At 61.3% G+C, this 26,686-nt stretch carries 22 protein-coding genes; 15 read left to right on the forward strand and 7 right to left on the reverse strand.

Annotated elements, in window-relative coordinates; all coding sequences use genetic code 11:
- Positions 1-21: 21 nt before the first annotated feature.
- From RVY79_RS06505 to RVY79_RS06530, 6 genes are read left to right on the forward strand one after another with little or no spacing between them, the layout of a single operon-like run.
- Positions 22-1,575, forward strand: coding sequence for an N-6 DNA methylase (locus tag RVY79_RS06505; protein WP_411161708.1), 1,554 nt, complete (start codon positions 22-24; stop codon positions 1,573-1,575).
- Positions 1,565-2,923, forward strand: a complete 1,359-nt coding sequence (locus RVY79_RS06510; RefSeq protein ID WP_317463262.1) for a restriction endonuclease subunit S — start codon at positions 1,565-1,567, stop codon at positions 2,921-2,923. The genes RVY79_RS06505 and RVY79_RS06510 overlap by 11 nt, the downstream gene beginning before the upstream one ends.
- Positions 2,920-3,585 (forward strand): hypothetical protein, encoded by a 666-nt coding sequence (locus RVY79_RS06515; RefSeq protein ID WP_317463264.1) that lies wholly within the window; start codon positions 2,920-2,922, stop codon positions 3,583-3,585. Before RVY79_RS06510 ends, RVY79_RS06515 begins: the two co-directional genes overlap by 4 nt.
- Entirely contained in the window at positions 3,582-4,739 is a 1,158-nt protein-coding gene (locus RVY79_RS06520) for an ImmA/IrrE family metallo-endopeptidase (protein ID WP_317463266.1), read from the forward strand. The genes RVY79_RS06515 and RVY79_RS06520 overlap by 4 nt, the downstream gene beginning before the upstream one ends.
- On the forward strand, positions 4,736-5,227 hold the full coding sequence (locus tag RVY79_RS06525; RefSeq protein ID WP_317463267.1) for a DUF4411 family protein: 492 nt from the start codon (positions 4,736-4,738) through the stop codon (positions 5,225-5,227). The genes RVY79_RS06520 and RVY79_RS06525 overlap by 4 nt, the downstream gene beginning before the upstream one ends.
- Positions 5,224-8,448, forward strand: a complete 3,225-nt coding sequence (locus RVY79_RS06530; RefSeq protein WP_317463269.1) for a type I restriction endonuclease subunit R — start codon at positions 5,224-5,226, stop codon at positions 8,446-8,448. Before RVY79_RS06525 ends, RVY79_RS06530 begins: the two co-directional genes overlap by 4 nt.
- 26 nt (positions 8,449-8,474) lie before the next feature.
- On the opposite strand, the gene RVY79_RS06535 is transcribed toward RVY79_RS06530, so the two are convergent.
- Positions 8,475-9,878 carry an MATE family efflux transporter gene (locus tag RVY79_RS06535; RefSeq protein WP_411161716.1) on the reverse strand — a complete coding sequence of 468 codons (1,404 nt, stop codon included), beginning with the start codon at positions 9,876-9,878 and terminating at the stop codon, positions 8,475-8,477.
- Between the two features lie 190 nt (positions 9,879-10,068).
- Between RVY79_RS06535 and RVY79_RS06540 the strand changes: the two genes are divergently transcribed.
- Positions 10,069-10,614, forward strand: a complete 546-nt coding sequence (locus RVY79_RS06540) for an elongation factor P hydroxylase (protein ID WP_317463271.1) — start codon at positions 10,069-10,071, stop codon at positions 10,612-10,614.
- Between the two features lie 87 nt (positions 10,615-10,701).
- Here the strand turns inward: RVY79_RS06540 and RVY79_RS06545 are convergent, their stop codons facing one another.
- Together RVY79_RS06545 and RVY79_RS06550 are read right to left on the reverse strand one after the other, a co-directional pair.
- Positions 10,702-11,178 (reverse strand): hypothetical protein, encoded by a 477-nt coding sequence (locus RVY79_RS06545; RefSeq protein ID WP_317463272.1) that lies wholly within the window; start codon positions 11,176-11,178, stop codon positions 10,702-10,704.
- A gap of 1 nt (position 11,179) precedes the next feature.
- Positions 11,180-11,986 (reverse strand): TatD family hydrolase, encoded by an 807-nt coding sequence (locus RVY79_RS06550; RefSeq protein ID WP_317463896.1) that lies wholly within the window; start codon positions 11,984-11,986, stop codon positions 11,180-11,182.
- Between the two features lie 162 nt (positions 11,987-12,148).
- Between RVY79_RS06550 and RVY79_RS06555 the strand changes: the two genes are divergently transcribed.
- Positions 12,149-14,098 carry an ATP-binding cassette domain-containing protein gene (locus RVY79_RS06555; RefSeq protein WP_317463273.1) on the forward strand — a complete coding sequence of 650 codons (1,950 nt, stop codon included), beginning with the start codon at positions 12,149-12,151 and terminating at the stop codon, positions 14,096-14,098.
- Positions 14,099-14,141: 43 nt separating this feature from the next.
- Here RVY79_RS06555 and RVY79_RS06560 read toward each other — a convergent pair whose 3' ends face one another.
- Positions 14,142-14,597: a universal stress protein gene (locus tag RVY79_RS06560; RefSeq protein ID WP_133698540.1), complete on the reverse strand. Its 456-nt coding sequence runs from the start codon at positions 14,595-14,597 to the stop codon at positions 14,142-14,144.
- Positions 14,598-14,694: 97 nt separating this feature from the next.
- Here RVY79_RS06560 and RVY79_RS06565 point away from each other — a divergent pair, with 97 nt between their 5' ends.
- Positions 14,695-15,195 (forward strand): preprotein translocase subunit YajC, encoded by a 501-nt coding sequence (locus RVY79_RS06565; protein WP_317463274.1) that lies wholly within the window; start codon positions 14,695-14,697, stop codon positions 15,193-15,195.
- Between the two features lie 63 nt (positions 15,196-15,258).
- On the opposite strand, the gene slyA is transcribed toward RVY79_RS06565, so the two are convergent.
- Positions 15,259-15,705: a transcriptional regulator SlyA gene (gene slyA / locus RVY79_RS06570; protein WP_317463275.1), complete on the reverse strand. Its 447-nt coding sequence runs from the start codon at positions 15,703-15,705 to the stop codon at positions 15,259-15,261.
- A gap of 79 nt (positions 15,706-15,784) precedes the next feature.
- A complete protein-coding gene (locus tag RVY79_RS06575; protein WP_317463276.1) occupies positions 15,785-16,915 on the reverse strand; it encodes a DUF5924 family protein in 1,131 nt (376 codons plus the stop codon).
- 329 nt (positions 16,916-17,244) lie between these two features.
- Here RVY79_RS06575 and fadB point away from each other — a divergent pair, with 329 nt between their 5' ends.
- The 3 genes from fadB (at position 17,245) to RVY79_RS06590 (ending at position 21,439) form a co-directional block, all read left to right on the forward strand.
- The gene (gene fadB / locus RVY79_RS06580) at positions 17,245-19,428 is read left to right on the forward strand and encodes a fatty acid oxidation complex subunit alpha FadB (protein WP_317463277.1); all 2,184 of its coding nucleotides are present in this window, start codon (positions 17,245-17,247) and stop codon (positions 19,426-19,428) included.
- Between the two features lie 26 nt (positions 19,429-19,454).
- Complete coding sequence (fadA, locus tag RVY79_RS06585) at positions 19,455-20,633, forward strand: acetyl-CoA C-acyltransferase FadA (RefSeq protein ID WP_317463278.1); 1,179 nt, start codon at positions 19,455-19,457, stop codon at positions 20,631-20,633.
- 203 nt (positions 20,634-20,836) lie between these two features.
- Complete coding sequence (locus RVY79_RS06590) at positions 20,837-21,439, forward strand: Yip1 family protein (RefSeq protein WP_317463279.1); 603 nt, start codon at positions 20,837-20,839, stop codon at positions 21,437-21,439.
- 82 nt (positions 21,440-21,521) lie between these two features.
- Here RVY79_RS06590 and RVY79_RS06595 read toward each other — a convergent pair whose 3' ends face one another.
- A complete protein-coding gene (locus RVY79_RS06595; protein ID WP_317463280.1) occupies positions 21,522-22,406 on the reverse strand; it encodes a LysR family transcriptional regulator in 885 nt (294 codons plus the stop codon).
- Between the two features lie 108 nt (positions 22,407-22,514).
- On the opposite strand from RVY79_RS06595, the gene RVY79_RS06600 reads away from it, so the two are divergent.
- The 3 genes from RVY79_RS06600 to RVY79_RS06610 all read left to right on the forward strand — a co-directional run bounded on the left by RVY79_RS06600 (position 22,515) and on the right by RVY79_RS06610 (position 26,314).
- Positions 22,515-23,396: a hypothetical protein gene (locus RVY79_RS06600; protein ID WP_317463281.1), complete on the forward strand. Its 882-nt coding sequence runs from the start codon at positions 22,515-22,517 to the stop codon at positions 23,394-23,396.
- Positions 23,397-23,487: 91 nt separating this feature from the next.
- The gene (locus RVY79_RS06605) at positions 23,488-24,771 is read left to right on the forward strand and encodes a Xaa-Pro peptidase family protein (protein ID WP_317463282.1); all 1,284 of its coding nucleotides are present in this window, start codon (positions 23,488-23,490) and stop codon (positions 24,769-24,771) included.
- A 55-nt stretch (positions 24,772-24,826) separates the two neighbouring features.
- On the forward strand, positions 24,827-26,314 hold the full coding sequence (locus RVY79_RS06610) for a CoA-acylating methylmalonate-semialdehyde dehydrogenase (RefSeq protein ID WP_317463284.1): 1,488 nt from the start codon (positions 24,827-24,829) through the stop codon (positions 26,312-26,314).
- The last annotated feature ends 372 nt before the right edge of the window (positions 26,315-26,686 follow it).

Raw genomic sequence — 26,686 nt, forward strand, 5'->3', positions numbered from 1 at the left:
CTAAATCAAGAAGGAAGAGCATTGGGTACAAGTAATGGTAACGGAGCCAGCCTGGGCTTCGAGAACAAACTCTGGACCATGGCCGACAAGATGCGCGGCCACATGGATTCCGGCGAGTACAAGCACGTCGTCCTGGGGCTGATCTTCCTCAAGTACATCTCCGACGCCTTCCAGGCCAAGTACGATGAGCTGGAAGCCACAAAAGACACCGACTACACCGACCCGGAAGACCGCGACGAGTATGCTGCCGCCAACATCTTCTGGGTGCCCAAAGAGGCCCGCTGGGACAAAATCCAGGCCGAGGCGCCCCAGCCCACCATCGGCAAGGTGATCGACGAGGCCATGGTGGCCCTGGAGCGGGAAAACCCCTCGCTCAAGGGCGTACTGCCCAAGGACTACTCCCGCCCTGCGCTGGACAAGACCCGCCTGGGCGAGTTGGTCAAAACCGTGGGCGATATCGACCTCCAAGCCCGCCAGTCCGGCGTGCAGGATCCGCTGGGCCGGGTATACGAATACTTCCTGGGCAAATTCGCCGCCGCCGAGGGCAAGGGCGGCGGCGAGTTCTACACGCCCCAGTGCGTGGTGCAACTGCTGGTGGAAATGCTCGAACCCTACAAGGGCCGGGTGTTCGACCCCTGCTGCGGTTCCGGCGGCATGTTCGTGCAATCCGAGCGCTTTGTGGAGGAGCACGGCGGCCGCCTGGGCGACATTGCCGTCTACGGTCAGGAATCCAACCCCACCACCTGGAAGCTGGCCAAGATGAACCTGGCCATTCGCGGCATCGACGCCGACCTGGGCCCCCATCAGGGCGACAGCTTTCACAATAACCTGCACAAGGACCTCAAGGCCGACTACATCCTCGCCAACCCGCCGTTCAACATGTCCGACTGGGGCGGCGACCGCCTGCGCGACGACGTGCGCTGGAAATACGGCCCCCCGCCGGCGGGCAACGCCAACTACGCCTGGATACAACATTTCATCCACCACCTGGCCCCGGGTGGCATGGCTGGCTTCGTCATGGCCAACGGCTCCATGTCCACCAGCACCACCGGCGAAGGCACCATCCGCCAGGCGCTGATCGACCAAGATATGATTGACTGCATGGTCGCCCTGCCGGGCCAGCTTTTCTACACCACCCAGATACCCGTCTGCCTCTGGTTCGTCACCCGCTCCAAAAAGGCCGACACCGAACGCGGCCTGCGCGACCGCCGCGGCGAAACCCTGTTTATCGACGCCCACCGCATGGGCCAGTTGATCGACCGCGTCCACCGCGAACTCACCGCCGACGACATCCAGACCATCACCGGCATCTACCACAACTGGAGAAACCAGGGTGGCGAATACGAGGACAAGCCCGGCTGGTGGAAATCCGCCACCCTGGAAGACATCCAGAGCCACGGCTACGTACTCACCCCCGGCCGCTACGTGGGCGCCGAAGCTGTGGAAGACGACGGCATTCCCTTCGAGGATAAAATGACCGAACTCTCCGCCCGCCTGTATGAACAGTTCGACCAGGCAGACCAGCTTGAAGCCACTATCAAGAAGAATTTGGAGGTTTTGGGTTATGGGCGGTGAGTGGTCTCTAAAAACTCTTAACCAACTGGGACGAATAGTTACCGGTCGTACGCCACCATCGTCCGTACTCAATGCGTTTGGCAAAGGAATTCCGTTTGTTACTCCGTCCGATTTCGATGGGCGGCGCGACATTAGCGTGACCGCCAGAGAATTGACAAAGCAGGGGCTGGCCGTCGTCGAGCGAGCAACTATTTCTGAGGGATCCGTCATGGTCTCCTGTATAGGGTCAGATATGGGGAAGGCAGCCAGGGCTACTCGGGCTTCCATCACCAATCAGCAAATAAACAGCATTGTCGTGGAATCCGAGGATGATCCACTATTTGTTTATTATAACCTTAGCAATCGGAAAGAGGAGTTTCGTTCTGCAGCTAGCGGGTCGGCTCAACCTATATTAAATAAATCAGCGTTCGGAAATTTTCAGATAAAAGTGCCGCCTCTCTCTGAGCAACGAGCCATCGCCCATGTGCTCGGCTCCCTGGACGATAAAATCGAACTCAACCGCCAGATGAACCGCACCCTTGAGCAAATGGCCCAGGCCCTGTTCAAAAGCTGGTTTATCGACTTCGACCCGGTGGTCTACAATGCCATTCAGGCCGGTAACCACGTGCCCGAACGCTTCCAGGCCACCGCCGAACGCTACCGCCAAAACCCCGAAGTCCAAACCCTGCCCCAACACATTCTCGAGCTCTTCTCCGACCGCTTCGAAGACTCCGAGCTTGGGAAAATTCCGGCGGGGTGGGGAGTGAAACCAATTGGCGATTCGGTAAACTGTGTTGGCGGTGCTACCCCAAGCACAAAAAAAACCGAGTTCTGGGAGGGTGGAACAAACTCATTCTTGACACCAAAGGATATGTCTTCTCTCGTATCACCGGTGATTACTGACACATCGAGGCATATCACGGATGCAGGGGTAGAGAAAATTAGCTCCAAACGTATTCCCTCAGGTGCCGTGATGTTTTCTTCTCGCGCGCCAATCGGATATCTCGGTATAAACGAGATGCCTACATCCATCAATCAGGGCGTTATTGCCATGATCTGTGATGGCGAACTCCCCAACCATTATGTTCTACTTTGGACGATGGCCAACATGGAGTTAATAAAAAGCAAGGCAGGTGGTACAACCTTTGCTGAAATCAGCAAAAAGAATTTTCGTCCCATCAATGTGTTGGTTCCGGAACAGAGGGTGCTGACAGCATTCACTGGGCAAGTAGAACCGATGTATACACAGATTAGTGAAAACGTCTTCGCTAATGGAGCGTTAATCGATACTCGAGACACCCTCCTACCAAAGCTCATTTCCGGTGAGATGCGGATCCCGGACACCGAAAAACTATCGGAGGGCTCGTGAATACGCAATTAAAGCCATGGGCCAAGGGGCCCTTTGAGCTTATATTGCACGCCGAAATTCACTATAGGCGCGGTGAGGATTATGACCGACGCCTGGCGCTTATTAGTTTCGATAACTCCATCGAGGTTTCGATAACCGCATACCTTTCATTAAATCCGATTCAAAGAGGCGCCCGGGAATACGCCCGTCAGGACGTAGAGACTTGGAAGAGAAACTTCCACTCCAAGCTGGATTTCTTTGAGTCGGAAATCGACAGACGAGGCCTTACGCCCAAAATTGGAAAGGATTTGATGGTCTGGTATCACGATCATCGCAACGAGCAGTACCATGGTGGCTCGCGAGGAGTTCCAGAACAGGAAACCCTTGATGGGATACGCGAAGCCGCATTGTGGGTGTTTTCTGTGCTGTTCGAAATAACGGATGTAGGCCCCCTGCTTGACGAAGGGTTTCGGCAAAGAAACCCGGGGCTCCATCGACAAAGAGAAGATGCCAAGGACCGAATTATTGACGACAGCCACGGATTAGTGGAGCTAGCCGGCGGTCGATATTACACCAGTGAGTTGCTGTTTGCTGTAGACCCAGATTTATACAATGAGATGGGTAATGAGCTGATAGAATCAGAAGAAGTTAAGAAAGATCACGGGGAGGAAGGAGAACAATGACGACTGATCGCATCCTCGCCAACCCCGAGCTATTGCACTGGTCGCTGGATCGCGCCGGGCTGGAGGTGCTCGATTTGACCGGGCGCTTTCCCAAGCTGCCGGAGTGGCTGAGTCAGGAGTCCCAGCCCACACTGCGGCAACTAGAGCAGTTCGCCCGGGCGGTTCATGTGCCCATCGGTTACCTGTTCCTGCCAGCGCCGCCGGAAGAGCCCTTGCCCATTCCTGATTTTCGCACCTTGGCAGGGCGTCAGGTCACCCGGCCTAGCCCCAACCTGTTGGATGCCATCTATCTATGCCAGCAGCGCCAGGATTGGTTTACGGAATATGCCCGAGTGCACGGCCTAGCCGCGCTGGATTTTGTCGGTAGTGCCAATACCCAGCAATCCCCGGAGCAGGTCGCGAATGGTATGCGGGAGAAGCTGGGACTTTCCATTGCTGAGCGCCAGAATCTCTCCACCTGGACCGATGCTCTGCGTCAGATGATCAGTCAGGCTGAGGCGGCGGGCGTGCTGGTGATGGCCAGTTCCATCGTTGGCTCCAACAGTCATCGTAAGCTGGATGTGGCGGAGTTTCGCGGATTTGCCTTGGCGGATGCCCTGGCGCCGCTGGTATTTATCAACGCGGCCGACAGTAAGGCCGCGCAAATGTTTACCCTGGCTCATGAGCTGGCTCATATCTGGCTCGGCGAAAGTGGTGTTTCCGACCCGGATACGGGGTGCTTACCGGAGCCGGAAGTGGAACGCTGGTGCAACGCGGTGGCGGCGGAATTTCTGGTGCCTCTGGAGCATTTGCAGCAGGCCTATCAGCCGGAAGAAGACATCAAGACTGCCATTCAACGACTCGCACGCAGCTTCAAGGTCAGCACTCTCGTCATTCTGCGGCGGCTGTTTGACGCAGGCTTTATTGAGCAGGGCACGCTCTGGCAGAGCTATCAGGAAGAGCTGGCCCGTATTCGCGCGTTGGATACCGGTGGCAGCGGTGGTGGTGACTTCTATCGGACCCTAAGCACCCGCACCGGGAAGAACTTCGCCAGAGCGGTGGTCTCCAGCACGCTCGAAGGGCAAACCCTGTTTCAGGATGCATTCCGAATGCTGGGCGTTCGCAAAACGGCAACCTTTTACGAAACGGCGCGACAACTGGGAGTGTTGTTGTGAGCTATCTGGTGGATGCCAACGTTTTTATTCAAGCCAAGAACCTCCACTACGGCCTGGATTTTTGCCCGGCTTTCTGGAGCTGGTTGGTCGATAACAATGTCAATGGCAAGGTAATCAGTATCGACAAAGTGGCCGATGAAATCGCGGCGGGCGCCGATGAACTGTACGATTGGGCAAGAGACCAGGGTAGCGGGCTATTTACCCGGACGACACCACAGATCGCCGCCCAGTTTGGTCCTGTGAGCCAGTGGGCGACACAACAACAATATGAGCCGGCGGCCATCAATACGTTTTTGCAGGTGGCAGACTTTTATTTAGTGGCGCACGCGCTGGCCGAGGGTCATATTCTGGTGACTCACGAGGTACCCTCCAACTCCACCAAGCGCATCAAGATTCCCAATGCCTGCATCGGACTGAATATCCATTACATGACGCCTTATGAAATGCTGCGTCGCGAACGAGCCCGTTTTGTATTGGGGGGCCAATGAATAAAACCACCGAAGACGCCATTGAGCAGGCCGCCCTGGCCTGGCTAGAGGAGTTGGGCTATCAGCTCGCCCAGGGGGCGGACCTGGCCTTCGATGGCCCGGTACCGGAGCGCTCCGCGACGGCCAACTATGGCGATGTGGTGCTGGAAGGGCGTCTGCAAGATGCCATCGAGCGCCTGAATCCCGAGTTACCCCGCGAGGCGGTGGAGGAGGTGCGCCGCCGGGTAGTGCGCACCGAAAGCCCCTCCCTGATCGAGAACAACCGCGCCTTTCACCGCCTGTTGACCGATGGGGTGGATGTGTCCTGGATGGACGCCGAGGGCGAGAAGCATGCCAAGGCCTGGCTGGTGGACCCGGCGGATGTCGAAACCAACGACTGGCTGGCGGTGAACCAGTTCACGGTGGTGGAGAACAAGCGCACCCGGCGGCCGGATATCGTGGTGTTCGTCAATGGCCTGCCGCTGGCGGTGGTGGAGCTGAAAAACGCCGCCGATGAAAAGGCCACCCTGCGCCACGCCTACAACCAGTTGCAAACCTACAAGGAACAGATTCCCTCGCTGTTCGCCTTCAACGAGTTGCTGGTGATTTCTGATGGCATGGAAGCGCGCATGGGCTCGCTTACCGCCGGCTGGGACCGGTTCATGCCCTGGCGCACCATCGACGGTACCGATCTGTACCGGGAGCCGGGCAATGCACGCCAGAGCGATGGCGTGGTGCAGCCTGGTCTGGAAACCCTGTTCAAAGGCGTGTTCGACCGGGAACGACTGCTGGATTATGCACTGAGCTTTGTCACCTTCGAGCACGACGGTGGCGAATCCACTGCCATGGCCAAAAAAGCGGCCGCCTACCACCAGTACCATGCGGTCAATAAGGCGGTGGAATGCACGCTATCGGCCTGCGGCATCGAGGCGCCTGCTAACCTGCGCTTCGGTCGCTTTGTGGAGGCGGAGGCCGCCGATCCTTTTCGCAAGAGCCTGCAGGAAGTATCGCCAGGCTATCGTGTTAGGGAGCAGTTCGGCGATCGGCGTGTCGGCGTGGTCTGGCATACCCAGGGCTCGGGCAAGAGCCTGTCGATGATGTTCTACGCCAGCAAGTTGATACGCCACCCCTATATGCGTAACCCCACGGTGGTGGTGATTACCGACCGCAACGATCTGGACGAGCAGTTGTTCGGGACCTTTGCCGCGAACTGCGACCTGCTGCGACAAACACCGATGCAAGCCGCTGGACGCGATAACCTGCGCGAGCTGCTGCAGGTGGCCTCCGGTGGGGTGATCTTTACCACCATTCAGAAGTTCTTGCCGGATAACCGGGGCGATGCCTATCCGCTGCTGTCCGAGCGGCGCAATATCGTGGTGATGGCCGACGAGGCCCACCGCAGCCAGTACGATTTTATCGACGGCTTCGCTCGCCATATGCACGATGCCCTGCCCAATGCCTCATTTATCGGCTTTACCGGCACGCCCATCGAAAATGACGACCGCAGCACGCCTGCCGTCTTCGGCCATTACATCGACAAGTACGACATTCTGCGCGCGGTGGAAGACGGGGCCACCGTGCCCATCTACTATGAAAGCCGCTTGGCGCGTATCGAGCTGAACGACGCCGAGCGGCCGGTCATCGACACCGAGTTCGAGCAGATCACCGAAGGCGAGGAGGAAGAGACCCGCAAGCAGCGCATGCGCAGCAAGTGGGCGTCCGTCGAGGCGATGGTGGGCACGGACAAGCGCATCCGCCTGGTGGCGAAAGATTTGGTGGAGCATTTCGAGAAGCGCCAGGAGGCCATGCAGGGCAAGGCGCTGGTGGTGTGCATGAGCCGGCGTATCTGCGTGGACATGTACAACGCCATCATCGCGTTGCGCCCGGGCTGGCACAGCGATGACGACGCTAAGGGTAGGGTCAAGATCGTGATGTCCGGCTCCGCCTCGGACGAGCTGGACTGGCAGCCGCATATTCGCAGCAAGAAGGCGCGCGAGGCGCTGGCCCGGCGCTTCAAGGCCCCGGCCGATGATCTGGAACTGGTGATCGTGCGCGATATGTGGCTGACCGGCTTCGACTGCCCGGCCATGCATACCATGTATCTGGACAAGCCCATGGGCGGCCACAACCTGATGCAGGCCATTGCCCGGGTCAACCGCGTGTTCAAGGACAAACCCGGCGGCCGGGTGGTGGATTATCTGGGCATTGCCGAAGCTCTGAAACGCGCCTTACAAACCTACACCGCCAGCGGTGGCAGAGGACAGGCCACCGTCGATCAGGCCGAAGCCGTGGCGGTGATGCAGGAGAAAGTGGAAGTGGTGCGCGACCTGCTGCATGGCTTCGACTTCCGTGCCATTTTGCAGATCCCTTTCAATCGGCGCATGACCGGTATCGCCAATGCCATGGATTTTGTTCTCGGCCTGGAGGATGGCAAGAAGCGCTACCTTCAGGCGGTGGCGTCATTGTCCAAGGCTTTTGCGTTGGCGGTGCCCCACGACGCAGCCCTGGCCATTCGAGATGAAGTCGGGCTGTTTCAGGAGATCCGCTCCAGCTTGGCCAAGGCCACTACCTCGGACCCCGGCCAATCCGCCCAGGCCATGGAAACTGCCATCCGTCAGTTGGTCTCTCGCGCCGTATCATCGAATGAAGTGGTGGATATTTTCTCCGCCGCCGGGCTCGACAAGCCGGACATTTCCATCCTCTCCGATCAGTTTTTGGCCGATGTGCAGCAATTGCCTCAGAAGAATCTGGCGCTGGAAATGCTTAAGAAGCTGCTCAACGACGAGATCAAAACCCGGCATCGGAAGAACGTGGTGCAAGCGCGCTCCTTTGCCGAGATGCTTGAAGAGGCAGTCAATAAATACCAGAACCGCGCGATTGAAGCGGCGGAAGTGATCGAAGAGTTGATCAAGCTCGCCCGGGAGATGCGCAAGGCCGGCCAGCGCGGCGAGAAGCTCGGCCTGAATGACGATGAGATCGCTTTTTACGACGCGCTGGAAATCAACGACAGCGCAGTGCAGGTGATGGGCGACGATACGCTGAAACTGATCGCCCGTGAGCTGGTCGACAAGGTGCGCAGCAGCGTCTCGGTGGATTGGACTCAGCGAGAAAATGCACGCGCCCAGATCAGGGTGATGGTCAAGCGTATTTTAAGAAAGTATGGCTATCCACCCGACCAGCAGGCACAAGCAACGGAACTTGTATTAGAGCAGGCCACGGTACTTTGTCATTCATGGGTTTAATTCTGGGGGATCCTTCAGGGTCCACTTCAGTCTTTAGTCCCGGCTTCGGCCGGTGCGTCCAGGGCACGCAAGAGGCTACGCCGGACACGGTGATGCAGGCGCCAGCCCAGCAACAGGGCGGCCACCGTCAGCCCGGCGCACAACCCCAGCCAATAGCCGTGAATACCGAAGGGTGCGAAATGGCCTTCCCAACCGCGCCCGAGCCAATGGCCGCCAGCCAGCCCGATCAACCAATACGACAACACCGTAATCAGCATGATGACGCGGGTGTCCTTGTAGCCGCGTAGCGCCCCGGCCAGATTGACCTGCAGCGAGTCGGAAATCTGATAGAGCATCGCCAAGGTCACCAGCGACATGGCCAGCGCATGCACCTCCGTGTTCGACGTATATAGCGCGAGGATGGGCGATGCCGTCAGCCACAGTATGGCGTCATTGACCAACGCGACCAGCAGGCACACGACGATGCCATTCCAAGCCACGAAGCGTGCCTCGTGCATGTCACCACGCCCCAGCGTATTGCCCACCCTCACGGTGAGCGCCATGCTCAGCGACAACGGCAACATGAATAGGATCGAGGTGTAATTGAGCGCGATCTGGTGGGCGGCGACGACGACTTCTCCCAGGCGTGCGACGAACAGGGCGATCAGGGTAAACAACGTGACCTCGACGAAGATCGCCACGCCAATGGGCACGCCGACATATAACAGCTCGAGGATGTCACGCCGGCGAGGCGGCTCCGGCGAGTGCCATAGAGTGACGCTGCCGTAGGCGCGCGCTTGCCGCGTATAGACCATCATCGCCAGACACATCACCCACATGGAGATCGCCGTGGCGATACCGCAGCCCACGGCGCCCAGGGCGGGCAACGCGGCGATCCACTCGGGCGTGAAACTTCCCAACAGCGAGACGATACCCGGGCCGCCGTAGATCAACGCATAGTTGCAAGGGATATTGATGCCCAGCCCCAGAAGGCTGATCCACAAGGCGGGACGGGTATGGTTCATGCCATCGGAGAAGGCGCGCAAGGCTTGATAAAGCCCGATGCCCGGCATGCCGAAGGCAACAGCGGCCAGATACCCGGTGGACAGCTCGGCCACATGCTCGGGGACACCCATGAACCGGAAAACCGGGCGCACGCCGAACCACAGCAGCATCGCCGACAGGGCACCCAGCAACAATGCGATCCACAGCGCCTGGTGGACGTAAGGACGAATCGCCGCCTGGCGCTGTCCTCCCAATAGCTGGGCCACGATGGGGGTGAGCCCCATGAGCGCGCCGGTCATGAAGAGCATCAACGGCAGCCACAGGCTTGAGCCGACCGAGACGGCGGCCAGGTCGGTCGCGCTGGCGCGGCCTGCCATGATGATATCGACCGCGCTCATGCCTGACTGCGCCAATTGCGCGCCGCAGATCGGCAGCGTCAGGCGCATCAAGAGGCGCGATTCACGAAGGCTGTGGGCGAACAGGGCCTGTGGCGCGATCAAACCGATCCTCCCGGATAGGCAAAAGCGGCATTCTAGCAAGGGTGCGCCGGAGATGCCTTCCATCGAGCGGCCCGAGGGTGCCTTTCATCGTGCGGCAGAGTGCCTATAATGTGCCTCCGCTTTCGAAGGAGGCCGCGTGATTCACCGTATCGACGATGTCATCGCCGTGTTCGACGGCATCTTTGCCGCGCCATATGGAACCTGCCTGGTCAGTGGTGACGACGAGCCGCTGTACTGTCCCGCCGATGGCGAGCACGCCATGCATCGGATCATCTTCGCGCATGGCTTCTTCGCCAGTGCGTTGCATGAAGTCAGCCATTGGTGTATCGCCGGGGAGCGCCGCCGCCAGCTCGAGGACTATGGCTACTGGTACGCGCCCGATGGTCGCGACGAGGCGTGCCAACGCGAGTTCGAAAGCGTCGAAATCGCCCCGCAGGCGCTTGAATCCCTGTTCAGCGAGGCCTGCGATCTGCGTTTTAACGTCAGCGTCGATAACCTGGGCGGCATCGAGGTCGATCGGCACGCCTTCGCCGAGCGGGTTGCTGCACGCGCAGCCCGTTACTGCGAGACAGGGCTACCTCTCCGAGCGGCGGCGTTTCGCGAGGCACTGCATGCCTTCTACCGTCGCGGGCTTTCGCGCGAAGCAGCGATCAATGAGGGGCGGGCGTGCCTTGCTCGATAGTGCATGACATCAAGCATATGAAATAAGCAACCAGGGGCGTCGGCCGACGGCGCCCCGTGTCGTTGCCGTTGTTGCTATCGGTCGGCGTTATTCTTCGCCACGCAGGCGCTGGTGCAGGTACAGCATGACTTGCACTTCGTGGTCGGCGCGCATGGGTTCGAGTCCTAAATCGCCGAACAGTTCGCCTCGGGCGCGTGCCCACTCGCCGGCGCCGAGGTCGGGGTAGAGCGTTTCCGCCGGGGCCAGCTCGACGAAAGGCGTCACCGCGAAGTCGTCGAACAGGCGTGACAGCGCGGCCTCGTCATCGCCGATTCCTGCCGTATAGAGCGTAACGTTGAAGTGATCGCCTTCCAGCTCGCGCAATACGTCCAAGGGGCTGAGGCCCAGGCTGCGCAGTTCGTCCAGGCTGTAATCGCCAAGCTTGAGAAGATCCTCGTCGAGCCAGTCGTCGTCGGGCTGAATGAGCGCGTGCTTGATCTGTCCATCGGGCAGGGCCCAGGAAATGGCGACGGGAAGCGCGTCCTCGTCGCCGGTTTCGATGGTAATGAAACCGGGAAAGTCCATGTCATTGCTCCTCGTCGAGTTGGAAGAACCGGCGTGCCGTGGCCGTCGTCGCGGCGGCCAGCGTCGTTTCGTTTTCACCGCGCCAGTGGGCGATCTCGCGGACGATCCAGGGCAGCAGCGCCGGCTCGTGGCGGCGTCCCTTGAGCTTGGCCGGCAGGTTGCGCGGCAACAAGTACGGGCAGTCGGTTTCGACCATCAAGCGCTCGGCGGGAATGTCACCGACGATTTCGCGCAGGTGATGGCCGCGACGCTCATCACATAGCCAGCCAGTCAGGCCGATATGCACATCGAGATCCAGGTAGCCATGCAGGGTCTCTCGATCGGCGGTGAAACAGTGAATCACGGCGTTGCCGATATCGTCGCGCCAGTGACGCAGAATCTCGCGCATCCGCGGGCCGGCGTCGCGCTCATGCAGAAACAGCGGCAGGCCGCTTTCGGCAGCCAGGCCGAGCTGGGCTTCGAGTGCGCGTTCCTGCTCGGCGGGGGTGGAAAAGTTGCGGTTGAAATCCAGCCCGCATTCGCCCACGGCCACGACCTTGGCATCGGTGTGCAGCGCACGCATGGCGGTTTCCAGTGTGGAGTCCCAGTGGCTGGCCATATGCGGGTGCAGCCCCGCCGTGGCATAGAGGCCGTCGTGGCGATGCGCCAGAGCGGCGGCTTGTTCACTGTGCGCCATGTCGGTGCCGGTGAGAATCAGTGTCGCTACGCGGGCCGCTTGGGCGCGCTCGAGGACGGCGTCGAGATCCTTGGCGAAGCTTTCGTGCGTCAGGTTCGCGCCGATGTCGACCAGGGGCGCGGGCGACGTCATGCGCAGCGCGTCAGGTAGCGGATTGGCGTCGTCGTGTGTCACGGAAGTTCTCTCCAGCCCAATGAGTCGCGAAAACCCATCATTCTACCCCCGGACCTAGGAGGCGACCATGCGTTACACTAGCGTCTTTACTACGAATGTCTGTCAACGAGGTGGTGACGCGTGACGCTGTTACGTCTGGAACAGTTGCAATTGGCTTACGGCACCCAGGTGCTACTGGATAACGCCGAGCTGACGCTGGAAAAAGGGGAGCGCCTGGCGCTGGTGGGACGCAACGGCACGGGCAAATCGACGCTGCTCAAGTTGATTTCCGGTGAGACGTTGCCCGATGGAGGACACATCTGGCGTGCACCGGGGTTGAAGGTGGGCGTGCTGGCGCAGGAATTGCCGGATGCCAGCGGTAACACCATTTTCGATGTGGTCGCCCAGGGCCTTCCCGAGGCGGGCGCCTTGCTGAGCGCCTATCACCATCTGGTGATGAGCGACGCGCCCGACATGGATGAATTGTCACGCTTGCAGACCCAGCTCGAATCGGTGGATGGCTGGTCGTTTCATCAACGCATCGACACCATTCTCTCGCGTTTGGGGCTGCCGGAAGACACCGAGATGGCAAGCCTCTCCGGGGGCTGGCGGCGGCGTGTGGCGCTAGCGCGTGCGCTGGTGGCCGACCCGGATGTGCTATTGCTCGACGAGCCCACCAACCATCTCGATCTGGATACCATCGGCTGGCTGGAAGAACAGTTGCTCGCCTTCAATGGCTCGGTGCTGTTCATCACCCACGACAGAGCCTTTCTGTCGCGGCTGGCGACCAATATCCTCGAACTCGACCGGGGCTTGCTGGGGCGTTATTCCGGTAACTACGCGACGTATCAAGAGCAAAAGCAGCACGAGCTCGAGGTCGAAGCGCGAGAGCGCGCCGAGTTCGACAAGAAGCTCGCCAAGGAAGAGGCCTGGATCCGACAGGGCATCAAGGCGCGCCGCACGCGCAACGAAGGCCGCGTGCGTGCGCTCGAGAAGATGCGTGGTGAGCGCGCCGAGCGCCGTGAGCGCGTGGGCCGTGCACAGCTCAGCGTCGACAGCGGTGAGCGTACCGGCAAGCGCGTCGTCGAACTCACTGATGTCAGCCAGCGTTTCGGTGATGACTGGGTGGTTCGCGATCTGTCGCTGGAAATTCAGCGTGGCGATCGTATCGGCTTCATCGGCCGCAACGGCGCCGGCAAGACCACGCTGCTGAAGATCTTGCTGGGTGAGCTCGAGCCCACCGAAGGGAAAGTTCGGATGGGCACCAACCTCAGCGTGGCCTACTTCGATCAGCTGCGCGCCGGGCTCGAACTCGAGAAGACGGTCTACGACAACGTGGCTCAGGGCAGCGACCGCGTGGAAGTGGGGGGCAAGGACCGGCATGTCATGAGCTACCTGCAGGACTTCCTGTTCTCGCCGGACCGCGTGCGTCAGCCGGTCAAGGCGCTCTCGGGCGGGGAATCCAACCGCTTATTGCTGGCCAAGCTGTTCACCCAGCCGGCCAACGTCCTGGTGCTCGACGAACCGACCAACGACCTGGATGTCGAGACCCTCGAACTGCTCGAGGAGTTGCTGCTGGACTTTGACGGTACCTTGCTGCTGGTCTCGCACGACCGTGCCTTCATGGACAACGTGGTCACCAGCGTACTGGCTTTCGAGGGTGAGGGGCGCGTTCAAGAGTATGTCGGCGGGTATAGCGACTGGGTGCGTCAGGGCGGCAAGTTGCCCCCGGCGCCGGGCGAGTTCGGCACTGCCGCGAACGTGCTGCCGGCTCGCGAGGCCGAGCCTACGACGCCCGAGCCCACCAGTCCTGGCGCCGGCAAGGACAAGGCCTCAACGGCGCCGGCTACGTCCAAGCGGGTCAAGCTTTCCTACAAGTTGCAGCGCGAACTGGATCAGTTACCGGCGACGATAGAGACACTGGAAGCCGCCGTTGCCGACTTCGAAGCAGAGGTGGGCGCACCTGAGTTTTACCAGCAAGACGCCGAGACAGTTACCCAGCGGCTAGCCGCGCTGGAGGCGAAGCAAGCCGAGCTGGATGCGGCGATGTCGCGTTGGATGGAGCTGGAGGCCATGGCCGAGGGCGAGTGAGTGGCGTTGCACCGGGCACGCCTAACGTGCCCGGTGCGTACGGTCATTCGTCGACTTCCCCGTCTTTCCCTACGCGTACCGCGAGCACGTCGCATTGCGCGCCGTGCAACACGCCGGTAGAGGTCGAACCGAGTAGCAAGGCAAAACCATGGCGGCCATGCGAGCCCACGACGATTAAATCGACATCGTGCTCGGCGGCGAAACGGTGGATCTCAGTATCCGGCATGCCGACCACGACGTACTGGTTGTCCGCCGAGATCCCGTGGGGATCGGCGATTTCCGCGAGCCGCTGCTTGGCATGGTCGTCGAGCTGGTCCTGGATGCTGGTCAGATCCATGGGGATATCGCCGCCATAGGCGAACCCCAATGGCTCGAGCGTATGCATGATCGACAGCTTGGCATGGTTACGTTCGGCGATGGGAATCGCACGTTCGAGTACCTTACGGGAATCCTTGGTCAGGTCGACGGCGACTAAGACGTGTGTGTACTCGTTACTCATGGGGGCATCTCCCACCTTGTGATGAACGCCTCTACTTTAGGCGCGCCGAAACGATGAAACAATGCCTTAGATCAATCAGTGCACGTGCGGAGGATGTTTGGAAATTTTTCTTTTCCTGGGGCTAGCGGTATTCGCGATACTCTCCCCGGCGTTATGGCTACGGCCGAGCGCTCACGAAACACGACGCGGGTCGCTGCGCCAGGCAGCGCGGGCGTCGGGGGTGGCCGTGCGTTTCGACAATGCGCCGTTGCAAGAGACGCAAAGTTTGGTGGGCTACCGCTGGCGTTATCCCCAGGCCGCGCCCGGCAGCGACTTCACCCTTGTACGTGAGGCCTATGCCAGTGATCGGTTGGAGGAAGCCATGCCAGGGTGGCGCTGGCGGCAAGCACCGCTTCCACCGTTGAGTGCAGCGTCTTTTCAACGTCTGGAGCAGGCACTGTCGGAGCTGCCCGAGGATGCACTGGTGGTAGAGTCGGTATCCAGAGGGCTGACCCTATGGTGGGAGGAGTCGCAGGACGCTAAGACATTCGCGCCTGCGCTAAGGGCGTTGACGGGACTCGTCGACCAACTGGCGGGCAGTGGCCGCCATCCCAAATGAGCACAGCATGAGCACCGCGTGATGGCTCACGCGGTGCTCAGCAGGGCGACACCCGGCGTTCGCTCACTCCTCGCAGGACGAGCGTGACAGCAGCCGCTGCCCGTTCTGCTCGATGCGCGTCAGAATGGCGTCCAGCTTGTCGACGTCGTCATCGCTCAACCCTTCGATCATTTCGATACGCGCCTGCTCGACGACGGTTTCGATCTTCTTGAGCAGCGGCGTCGCTTTGTCGGTGAGGTAGACGCGCTTGGTGCGGCGATCCTCGTCACTCGGGCGACGCTCGATGAGGCCTTGCTCGGTTAGTTGGTCGAGTGTTCTGACCAAGGACGGAGCTTCCACGCCGATTGAGCGAGCCAGGTCGCATTGCGGCTGGCCATCACCCATTTTCGATAGGTGGTAGAGCGTCACCCAACGCGTCTGCGTCAGCTCCAGAGGAGCCAGGCGTTCGTCGAGAATGGCGCGCCACAAGCGTGGTACGCGTGACAGTTTGAGTCCGATATCCTGATGCATGGGCCTTGTATTGGTTAGGAACCTAACGGGATTGTCCCGAGTGCAACGTGCTATTGCAAGTCACACTATCGTCGACCTTTCATTCATCGTCCTGGGCCGAACCGGCGACCAGGTGACGGATGTTCCAGCCAGGCAAACCCGGGGGTGAATGGATGTCGCCATCGGCATGCGTGGCCTTCGAGGCGTCTTCGTCGACACGAAAACGCAATGTCCCGATGCGTTGGCCGGCGGCGGTCATGACGTCTATTTGCCAGCGACCTTGCGACTCTGCGGGGAAGTTCTGCTTGTGCGTCCAGGCGCGGTAGCCCTGCTCGCGTCCACCCCGGATGATCAGCGGTATGCGATCGACCACTTCACCATCGTGGCGCCAGACATGATAGATCTTCTCGCGTAGACCGCGTGGCGCGCGAATCGCGGTGTAAGCGTACAAGCCTTGCCCCGAGAGTGTCGATGGGGTCAGCACGCTTTCGCCGCGCGGTTCGCGCGATTCGACATTGAACCCTGGCGAGAGGGCACTGCCGGACAGCCATAGCGTTGCCGGGGGAATCCACGCCCGCCCCATCCAGGCCGTTGAGACCAGCGCCACGATCAGCCCGATCATTGCCAGCCATCGCCAGAAGCCTTGAGGCTGCATCAGATTGATCAGGCTTGGCACGCTGAAGATCGCCATGGCGATAATCGCCAGTATCAGGCTTTGACCGGTGGTTAGTTGCAACATGATCGGCAACGTCACCAGCACCACCACGAACACGCACAATGCGTGGAACATGAAGTACAACCAGCGATGGCGTTGCGCGAGGCCGAAATACAAGGGGTCGAGAATTGCCAGCAGGCCGCAGCCGATCAGCAACAACGTGAAAACGGCCTGACCGCTTGCCCATACCGTGGTGGCGAGAAAGAACGGCAACGTGAAGAACAGCGTCTCCTGGTGGATGAGCTGTGCGATGAAGGTCGTCACCATGCGCGGCAAGCCGGGCTGCCCACGAAAGTTGAGCAATCGGGTCAGGAGACTTTCGGCCAGCAGCAGGCACCAGGCGAACAGTAGCCCCAAGGCTAGCACGGCACCGAGCCATTGCTGGCGGTTGACCAGGAAAAATCCCAGCAAGCCGATGACGAAGGCAGTGGGCGGCCACAGCCAGGCATAGCGTTTGAGCTTTTCGACGAATGGCGTGATGCGAGCGATCAGTGTCGCGCTAGAGGGTAAGGACATGAGGCGTGTGGATGTTCCCATGCAGCGTGTAATAAAAGGGCAGCGCGTAACACAAAAGACGCGATGGTTGGAGAAACGCAAAGGCGCCTATCCTATCAGGAGTCCATCGCCTCCGGGAGTTGTCTCGACGGATGTGTCTCGATAGGACCGTCTTTCAACGCGACCATTCGCTAATGGCGGAAGACTTGACGCCACCGCTTGGCTGGCGCAAGCTGATCTATATTCAAACGACTGTATGAAAGTGTGCGAGGAGCAGCGCCACGCCCGAGCTCGGCGTATGCCTCCTTCGTGAATCGTGAGGTCCAGGCCAACAGCAGGGAGAGCCCTGAATGATTTATCAAGGTAACGCCATCACGGTGGTGCAGCGCGATGACGGCATCGCCATGCTGACCTTCGATGCGCAAGGCGAGTCCGTCAACACGCTCTCGAGCAAGGTGATCGAAGAGTTCGAAGCGGCCCTGGCGGCGCTCGGCGAGGCGACGAATATCAAAGGCCTGGTCATCACCAGCGCCAAGGATGCCTTCATCGTCGGGGCGGACATCACCGAGTTCCACGGCATGTTCCGCCGTGACGAAGACTTCCTGGTCGATATGAACACGCGCGTGCACGGTATCTTCAACACCTTGGAGGACCTGCCGTTTCCCAGCGTGGCGGCGATCAACGGTCAGGCACTCGGCGGTGGCTGCGAAATCACCCTGGCGTGCGATTTCCGAGTGATGAGCGACAACGCCAAGTTGGGCCTGCCCGAGACCAAGTTGGGAATCCTGCCGGGCTGGGGTGGCTGCGTGCGTTTGCCGCGTTTGATCGGTGCCGACAACGCCATCGAGTGGATCTCCGGCGGCACGGAAAACCGTGCCGATGCCGCCTTGAAGGTCGGCGCGGTGGATGCCGTCGTCGCGGGGGATGCCCTGGAAGCCGCCGCGCTGGATATTCTGGCCCGCGCCAATGCCGGCGAGCTTGACCACCAGGTGCGCCGCAGCGTCAAACAGGCCCCGCTGATGCTCAACGCCATCGAACAGATGATGGTCTTCGAGACTGCCAAGGGCTATGTGGCGGGCAAGGCGGGGCCGCATTACCCGGCGCCCATCGAGGCGATCAAGGTCATCCAGAAGGGCGCCGGCGAAGGCCGCGAACGCGCGCAGGCCATCGAGGCCAAGGCGTTTGCCAAGCTGGCCAAGACCGATGTCTGCTATCACCTGGTCGGCTTGTTCTTGAGCGATCAACTGGTCAAGAAAAAGGGCAAGCAGTACGCCACCCAAGCCGCTGCCGTGAACAAGACGGCGGTGCTGGGCGCGGGCATCATGGGCGGCGGTATCGCCTATCAGAGCGCCTACAAGGGCACGCCGATCCTGATGAAAGACATCAAGGAAGAGGCGCTGCAACTGGGCCTGCAGGAAGCGCGCAAGCTGCTCGGCAAGCAGCTCGAGCGTGGCCGCCTGAGTAGCGACCAGGTCGCCGAGGCGCTGTCCAATATTCGTCCTACGCTCTCCTATGGTGACTTCGGCGATGTCGATCTGGTGGTCGAGGCCGTGGTCGAGAATCCCAAGGTCAAGGAGGCTGTGCTGGCCGAGGTCGAAGGGTTGCTCGACGATAACGCCACGCTGACCTCCAACACCTCGACGATCTCCATCGACCGGCTGGCGGCCAACCTCAAGCGCCCCCAGAACTTCTGCGGCATGCACTTCTTCAATCCCGTGCACCGCATGCCGCTGGTCGAGGTCATCCGTGGCGAGAAGACCAGCGACGCCGCCGTGGCCGCGACCGTGGCGTATGCCCGTCAGATGGGCAAGACCCCCATCGTGGTCAACGACTGCCCGGGCTTTCTGGTCAATCGCGTGCTGTTTCCCTATTTCGGTGGCTTTAGCCTGCTGGTCGAGCAAGGTGCGGACTTCGAGCACGTCGACAAGGTCATGGAAAAGTTCGGCTGGCCCATGGGTCCCGCGTATCTGCTGGACGTGGTGGGCATGGACACCGCCGTGCACGCGCAGGCGGTGATGGCGGAAGGCTTCCCCGACCGCATGGCACAGGAAGCCAAGAACGGTGGCAAGACGGCGATTCAGCGCATGTATGACGAGGACCGTCTAGGCCAGAAGAACGGCAAGGGGTTCTATCGCTACGAAGAAGACAAGAAGGGCAAGCCCAAGAAGGTTTCCGACGAGCAGGCGCACGCGCTGGTTGACGAAGCCGTCGCCACGCGTGGCGAGTTTAGCGACGACGATATCGTCGCGCGCATGATGGTCCCGCTGTGTATGGAAGCCGTACGCTGCCTGGAAGACGGCATCGTGGCGACGCCGGCCGAGGCGGACATGGCATTGATCTACGGCATCGGTTTTCCGCCGTTCCGGGGCGGGGCGCTGCGTTACATCGACGCGCTGGGTGTCGAGGCGTTTGTCGCTCAGGCCGAGGCGCTGGCCGAGGAACTCGGACCGCTTTATCGCCCCACCCAGCGGCTGCGTGACATGGCCGCCCAGGGTGAGCGTTTCTATCCCGACACGTCCGAATCCGATCAATGAGCCACCACGCAACGAGGAGCGCGAAAATGAGTTTGAATCCTAGAGATATCGTGGTGGTCGATGCCGTCCGGACCGCCATGGCCAAGGCCAAGCACGGTGCCTTCCGCAACGTGCGCGCCGAAAACCTATCCGCCTCGGTAATGCAGGCGCTGTTCGATCGCAATGCCAATCTGGACCCCACCGAGGTCGACGACGTGATCTGGGGATGCGTCAATCAGACCCTCGAGCAGGCCATGAACATCGCGCGCAACGCCGCGATCATGACCGGGATTCCGCGCAGTGTGCCGGCGCAGACAGTCAACCGCCTGTGCGGCTCGTCGATGAGCGCGCTGCATATCGCCACGGCCAACATCAAGGCCGGCATGGGCGACTTCTACATCATCGGCGGTGTCGAGCACATGGAACATGTGCCGATGGACCATGGCGTCGACGTCAACCCGGCGGCCAGCAAGTACGCCGCCAAGGCCGCCATGATGATGGGCCTGACCGCCGAGCTGCTGGGCAAGATGCACGGCGTGGGCCGTGAAGAACAGGACGCGTTCGGCGTGCGCTCGCATCAACGCGCGGTGGCCGCCAACGAAAACGGCTATTTCGACAACGAGATCGTTGGCGTCGAAGGGCATGACGCGAATGGCTTCCGGCGCCTGATCGACCGCGACGAGGTGATCCGTCACGACGCCAACCTGGAAGACATGGGTAAGCTCAAGCCGGTCTTCGACCCCAAGGGCGGCACGGTCACGGCGGGTACCTCCTCGGCGCTTTCAGTCGGCGCCTCGGCGCTGGCGGTGATGAGCTACGAGCGCGCGCAAGCGCTGGGGCTCGAGCCGCTGGCGCGGGTAGTCTCCACCGGCGTGGCGGGCTGCGACGCCTCGATCATGGGCTATGGCCCGGTACCGGCGACACAGAAAGCGCTCAAGACCGCAGGCCTTTCCATCGACGATATCCAGACCGTCGAGCTCAACGAAGCCTTCGCCGCGCAATCGCTGCCCGTACTCAAGGATCTGGGCCTGCGCGAGCGCATGGACGAGGTCGTCAATCTCAACGGCGGCGCCATCGCACTCGGCCACCCGCTGGGCTGCTCCGGGGCGCGACTCTGCACTACGCTGCTCAATGTCATGCGCCAGCAAGATACGACGCTGGGCCTGGCCACCATGTGCATCGGCATGGGCCAAGGCGTGGCCACGGTGTTCGAACGCCTCAAGTAAGCCCTGCAAGCCGGCCGCAACGCAGCGACAACAAAGCGACACCCGTTACGGGTGTCGCTTTTTGACGTGTATACCGTTTCAACCGGTCAATCTGATATTGCTGAGCAAAATACTGACTACACTGATAAAAACGTCGGGGCGCAGCGAATCCTGAAGCGCGCCGCGACGTGATGCGTACATCGGCGATGGAGGAGGTGTTTTCTATGCTCACGCATGTCTGGGGACTCTTGGTACACCCGAACCGTGAATGGAAGCAGATCCACGACGAAAGGGAGACGATTACCCACCTCTACAGTCACCACGTTCTGGAAATGGCATTGATTCCAGTGGTATGCGCGTTCATCGGCACGACTCAGGTCGGCTGGGATTTCGGTGGGGGACATACCATACAGCTCAACTACCTGGACGCCTTCTTCGCCGGGGTCGCCTTCTATGTGGCGATCCTGATAGCGGTGGGCTTCATGGGGACGGTGATCCACTGGATGGCGCAGCGTTATTCCAAGCCCCCGAGTCGTCGACGCTGCATCATCTTCGCCGGCTACGTCGCCACGCCGATGTTCGTCGGTGGGGTCGTCGCGCTCTACCCATTGGTCTGGTTGTGCATGCTGGCGACCATCGTGGGGCTCTGTTACAGCGCCTATCTGCTGTATCTGGGGATTCCCAACTTCCTCGACATCAGCTCTGAAGAAGGCTTCATCGTCACTGGTTCGACGCTTGGTATCGGCGTGCTGGTGCTCGAGGTGCTTCTCGGCGTGACGGTGTTGCTGTGGGGCTACGGCGCCAAGTTGCTGGGCGTCGACTTGTAGAGAGTCCGTTGGAAAAAGTCCGTCGAACACTCTGGAATTCATGAGCAAACGCCAACGGCGCCCTCGAGGCGCCGCTGGTCGTTCAGGCTTCTCCGCTTACATACTCGAACGATTCCAGTGAGTCGGTCGCGGTGACGATGCTTTCCAATTCATCGCAGAAGGCGACGAAGGCGTCGCTTGCGTGGCCGGGCGTGCGGTGCATTTCGATCTCGACGTGCCCCAGCGGCGGCAGGCCTTCGTCCTCGCCGACGATGCGGCAGCCTTCGGGGACGCTGCGCGGGGTCTTCACCGTGGCTGCCAGGCCTGCTTGAACCGGCAGGTTAATGCCGGTGGGGGACTGGCTGGAGTAGCGCACGTCCCAGCGCCGTTCGGTGGGCCCCAGGGCCGCGAACGCGTGGGCGCGGAAGGTGCAGCCCTCGGGATTCAGGGCCAAGGGCAGGATCTCCCAATCCGTGATCGAACGATCTTCGGCCACCACCCACACCATGGGTTCGCGGCCCAGCAGCCGGCCGGTCTGAGTAGGGCCGTGGCGTACCACCAGCGCGACATCCAGCAAGCCCTCCTGAAAGTCATGCACCAGCGAGCCGCTGATATTGCAGTTCACTTCCAGGCGCACTTCGGGAAAGCGAGCGGCGAAGCGTGGCAGCAGCTCGGGCAGATAGGTACTGGCCTGTTCCTCCGAAGTGCCCAGGCGAATCAGCTCGCCCTGGCGGTCTATTCCCATCACCCGGCGCGCCTCGTCCTGAAGCTTGAGGATGTGCCGGGCGTAGGGCAGCAAGCGGCCACCCGACGGGGTCAGCATCACGCTGCGGCTGGTGCGCTCGAACAGCGACTCGCCCATCTGATCCTCGAGTCGCTTGATCTGCAGACTGACCGCCGATTGCGTGCGATGCAGCACCTTGCCGGCGGCGCTGAAGCCCTCGCACTCGGCGACCGTGACGAAGGCACGGAGCAGGTCGGTATCCATGATCTATGAGCCTTTGCAATCTTTTTTATCTTAACCATTCATTTCTATTATTAAACCCGGCTCACTACCCTGTCCATACGTCATTGGACACGTCAGGAGCAGATTCGCATGTCAGCCAACGCCATGCAGACAGACGACACCGCACTTCACGGCCTGATCGATCTCGAGCGCTATCCCATCGACCAGTTGGACGGCGAGCGCGGCCGGGCCCTCATCGAGCAGTGCCGCGAACAGCTCGGCGAGGACGGCTGCGTGGTGCTCAAGGGCTTCGTGCCCGACGAGGCGCTGACACGGCTCGAGCGCGAGACCGAGCGACTCTCGCCGGAAGCGCATTACAACCAGACCGAGACCAATCCCTACAACAGCGACGGCGATTCCAGCCTGCCGGCCTCGCATCCCAAGAACCGCTTCGGTGACCGCACCAACGGCTTCGTCGCCGGGGATCGCATCGGCGCCGACACCATCATCCGCCAAGTCTACTCGCATGCCGGGTTCCAGCGCTTCATCGCCCGCGTCGTGGACATGGACGAGATTCATCAGTACGCCGATCCGCTGGCCGACCTGGTCGTCAACGTGCTGCGCGAGGGCTGCCAGCATCCGTGGCACTACGACACCAACGAGTTCATCGTCACCATGATGACGCGCCAGTCCCAGGGCGGCGGGCGCTTCGAGTACGCGCCGGGCATCCGCAGCCCCGAGGGCGAGAACTTCGAGGGCGTCGAGAAGGTCATCGACGGCGACCGCTCGCAAATCAAGTCGCTGGATCTCCAGCCGGGCGATCTACAGATCTTCTTCGGCCGTTACTCGCTGCACCGTGTGACACCGGTGGAAGGCGACCGCGAGCGGCATACCGTGATCTTCGCCTACGCCAAGGAGCCGGGCTTCATTGGCCGCCCCGAGCGCGCCAAGCGCATCTTCGGGCGCATGGCGCCGGTGCATGAGCGCTTGCTGGAAGAAGGCATGCAGCGCAGCGACAGCCTGGCCGACTGACGCGCTTGAACGGCTAGGCAGAATGACCCGCCTGGCCGCGCTCGCGACGCCTCGTTACGCATATGCCTCCCGTTTTTCCCAAGGAAACACCATGAGCATCGTCGACTTCGAAAACCTGACCGACAACGAACCCAACGCCATTCCGGTGGTGCCTTCCAGCCCGATGGCCAACGGCGACAGCATTCCCACCGCCTTCGACCCGGTACAACTGCGCGGCGGGCGCCTCAAGCGCCTGCGCGCGATGATGGCCGAGCAAGGCTATGCCGCGCTGGTCCTGTTCGATCCGTATAACCAGCGCTACGCCACCGGCTCGCGCAACATGTTCGGCTACTTCCTGCGCAACTCCACGCGCTATATCTACGTGCCGCTGGAAGGCCCGGTCATCCTCTTCGAGTATCCGGGCAGCGCGCATGTCTCCACCTGGCTCGAGACCATCGACGAAGCGCGTACCTCCAAGGTGGTGTGGTCGGCGGTCAACCAGCGCGACAACATGTCCTCCGACCCGTTCGGTATCGAAATCGCCGAGCTGATGGAAGAGCACGCCAAGGGCAGCAAGAAGATCGGTCTCGACCGCTGCATGCTGAACCTGGCGCGCTCGCTGGAAGCCCAGGGGCTGGATGTGTATGACTGCATGCAGGACACCCTGCATTGCCGGCGCATCAAGACACCGGAAGAGATCGCCTGCCTGGCCCAGTCGATGGCCGGCAGCGAGGCCGCCGTGTCCGCCGTGGAAGCCGCCATCAAGCCCGGCGTCACCGAGAACGAGCTGTTCGCCATCATGTACGGCGATGTCATCCGTCAAGGCGGTGAGTTCATCGAGACGCGGCTGTTGTCCTCGGGGCCGCGCACCAACCCCTGGTTCAACGAAGCCAGCAACCGGGTGGTGCGTCCCGGCGAGCTGGTGGCGCTGGATACCGACACCATCGGCTGCCACGGCTACTATTCCGACTTCTCGCGCACCTTCCATGTCGGGCCGGGCCGTCCCAGCGCCTATCAGCAGAGCCTCTATCAGATGGCCTATGACCAGGTGCACCACAACATGTCGATCCTCAAGCCGGGCATGAGCTACCGCGAGATCGCCGAAAGCGCCTGGAAGATTCCCGAGCGCTTCCTCGACCGCCGCTACCCGTCGATCATCCACGGCGTGGGCATGCACGGCGAGACCCCGCTGGTCGCCCACCACATGGATTTCGACCGCTTCTCCAAGGACGGCGTGCTGGAGCCCGGCATGGTCGTCTCCGTGGAAAGCTACATCGGCGAGGTCGACGCCGCCGACGGCGTCAAGCTCGAGGAAGAAGTGCTGGTGACCGAGACCGGCATCGAAAAGCTCTCGCGCTATCCGTTCGATGAGGCTTTGCTGGGTCGCCAATTCTGATCCGACGCGACACCCCGATACCGCGAACACGACCCAAGGTTGGAGTCATCCCTAGATGCATACCCTGAATCATCATATCGCCGGTGACGCCGTCGGCGGCGAGCGTACCCTCGAGGTAGTCAACCCGGCGACCGCCGCGCCGGTGCGCCACCTGGCGATGGCCGATGCCGCTACCGTGCAGCGCGCCATCGACGCCGCTCGCGAGGCCCAGCCCGCCTGGCGCGACATGCCGCCGGCCAAGCGCGCCCAGGTGATGTACCGCTTCAAGACCCTGCTCGAGCGTGACGCCGACGAGATCTGCGCGCTGATCAGCGAGGAACACGGCAAGGTGCTGGAAGACGCCATGGGCGAGCTCAAGCGCGGCATCGAGAACGTCGAATATGCCTGCGGCGTGCCGGAGCTCCTGAAGGGGGAGTACTCCCACAACGCCGGGCCGGGTATCGACACCTGGTCGAATCATCAGCCGCTGGGCGTCGTTGCCGGTATCACGCCGTTCAACTTCCCGGCCATGGTGCCGCTGTGGATGTATCCCATGGCGCTGGCCTGCGGCAATGCCTTCATCCTCAAGCCCTCCGAGCAGGCGCCCTCGGCCGCCGTGAAGATGGCCGAACTGCTCGACGAAGCCGGGCTGCCCAAGGGGCTGTTCAGCGTGATTCATGGCGACCGCGAGGCCGTTGATGCGCTGCTCGAGGCGCCCGAGGTGAAGGCGCTTTCCTTCGTCGGCTCCACCCCCGTGGCGCGTAAGATCTACGAGGGCGGCACCCGGCAGGGCAAGCGCGTGCAGGCCCTCGGCGGCGCCAAGAACCACGCCGTGGTACTGCCGGACGCCGACCTCGACAACGCAGCGAGTACCCTGATCGGCGCCGCGTTCGGCAGTGCCGGCGAGCGCTGCATGGCGATCTCCGTGGCTGTGTGCGTGGGTGACGCCACCGCCGACGCCCTGGTCGAGCGCTTGGCGAGCCAAGCCCGCGAGCTCAAGATCGGCCCCGGCACCGAGAAGGGCCTCGACATGGGCGCGCTGATCAACGCCGATCAGCGTGACAAGGTCGCCGGCTACATCGAGCAGGGCGCGACCGCCGGCGCCGAACTGGTGGTCGACGGCCGCGAGCATCCGCTAGTGGAAAGCTCGCCCGGTTACTTCCTCGGCGCCACGCTGTTCGACCGCGTCACGCCGGAGATGAGCATCTACCGCGACGAGATCTTCGGCCCGGTGCTGTGCGTGGTCCGCGTCGAAACCTTCGAAGACGCCATCGCCCTGATCAACGCCCACCAATACGGCAACGGCACCTGCGTGTTCACCCGTGACGGTGAAGCCGGGCGTCGCTTTGCGGATGCCATCGAAGTCGGCATGGTCGGCATCAATGTGCCGCTGCCGGTGCCGGTCGCCTTCCACAGCTTCGGTGGCTGGAAGGACTCACTGTTCGGCGACCTGCACGCCTACGGCCCCGACGCCGTGCGCTTCTACACCCGCCGCAAGGCCATCTCCCAACGCTGGCCGAAGCGCAGCGACCAGGAAACCGCCCAGTTCAGCTTCCCCTCCTGAACCACCCGCACGGCTAAACCTCACGCCCGCGCCGCTCACACCGGCGCGGGCGTTTTTGTCTCTACGCCTTTCGTGTAGCGACATGTTAATCGACGTTAAATTACGCTAGGTTAAGTATTGTTTGATGTTGCCGATACAACCTAATGAACCGGGTGGTGGAGCGTTCAGTGCTTCGCTTGGCGGTAGCGTGGATGAAACGGCAAGGGGCAGGGTGCTGGTGTTGGCTCCAAGGTGACGGAGCCGACAAAAGCAGCAGGCACGCGAATTCTGCATAACGCGCTGAAATTTTATTAGTATTTTTAAAATCAAAGGGTTAAGAGCGAAAAGGCTGGCTCGCTAAGATTGTTGAACGCGCCTGCTCGTTCAAGTGGG

The organism is Chromohalobacter sp. HP20-39, from assembly GCF_033052815.1.
Classification (GTDB): Bacteria; Pseudomonadota; Gammaproteobacteria; order Pseudomonadales; family Halomonadaceae; genus Chromohalobacter.

What these genes read in the sequence shown, in the direction of transcription:
- RVY79_RS06510 (WP_317463262.1), top strand. Translation starts at nt 1,565, where the DNA reads ATGGGCGGTGAGTGGTCTCTAAAAACTCTTAACCAACTGGGACGAATA.
- RVY79_RS06520 (WP_317463266.1), top strand. Translation starts at nt 3,582, where the DNA reads ATGACGACTGATCGCATCCTCGCCAACCCCGAGCTATTGCACTGGTCG.
- RVY79_RS06530 (WP_317463269.1), top strand. Translation starts at nt 5,224, where the DNA reads ATGAATAAAACCACCGAAGACGCCATTGAGCAGGCCGCCCTGGCCTGG.
- RVY79_RS06535 (WP_411161716.1), bottom strand. Translation starts at nt 9,878, where the DNA reads ATGCGCCTGACGCTGCCGATCTGCGGCGCGCAATTGGCGCAGTCAGGC.
- RVY79_RS06545 (WP_317463272.1), bottom strand. Translation starts at nt 11,178, where the DNA reads ATGGACTTTCCCGGTTTCATTACCATCGAAACCGGCGACGAGGACGCG.
- RVY79_RS06550 (WP_317463896.1), bottom strand. Translation starts at nt 11,986, where the DNA reads ATGACGTCGCCCGCGCCCCTGGTCGACATCGGCGCGAACCTGACGCAC.
- RVY79_RS06560 (WP_133698540.1), bottom strand. Translation starts at nt 14,597, where the DNA reads ATGAGTAACGAGTACACACACGTCTTAGTCGCCGTCGACCTGACCAAG.
- slyA (WP_317463275.1), bottom strand. Translation starts at nt 15,705, where the DNA reads ATGCATCAGGATATCGGACTCAAACTGTCACGCGTACCACGCTTGTGG.
- RVY79_RS06575 (WP_317463276.1), bottom strand. Translation starts at nt 16,915, where the DNA reads ATGTCCTTACCCTCTAGCGCGACACTGATCGCTCGCATCACGCCATTC.
- fadB (WP_317463277.1), top strand. Translation starts at nt 17,245, where the DNA reads ATGATTTATCAAGGTAACGCCATCACGGTGGTGCAGCGCGATGACGGC.
- fadA (WP_317463278.1), top strand. Translation starts at nt 19,455, where the DNA reads ATGAGTTTGAATCCTAGAGATATCGTGGTGGTCGATGCCGTCCGGACC.
- RVY79_RS06590 (WP_317463279.1), top strand. Translation starts at nt 20,837, where the DNA reads ATGCTCACGCATGTCTGGGGACTCTTGGTACACCCGAACCGTGAATGG.
- RVY79_RS06595 (WP_317463280.1), bottom strand. Translation starts at nt 22,406, where the DNA reads ATGGATACCGACCTGCTCCGTGCCTTCGTCACGGTCGCCGAGTGCGAG.
- RVY79_RS06600 (WP_317463281.1), top strand. Translation starts at nt 22,515, where the DNA reads ATGTCAGCCAACGCCATGCAGACAGACGACACCGCACTTCACGGCCTG.
- RVY79_RS06605 (WP_317463282.1), top strand. Translation starts at nt 23,488, where the DNA reads ATGAGCATCGTCGACTTCGAAAACCTGACCGACAACGAACCCAACGCC.
- RVY79_RS06610 (WP_317463284.1), top strand. Translation starts at nt 24,827, where the DNA reads ATGCATACCCTGAATCATCATATCGCCGGTGACGCCGTCGGCGGCGAG.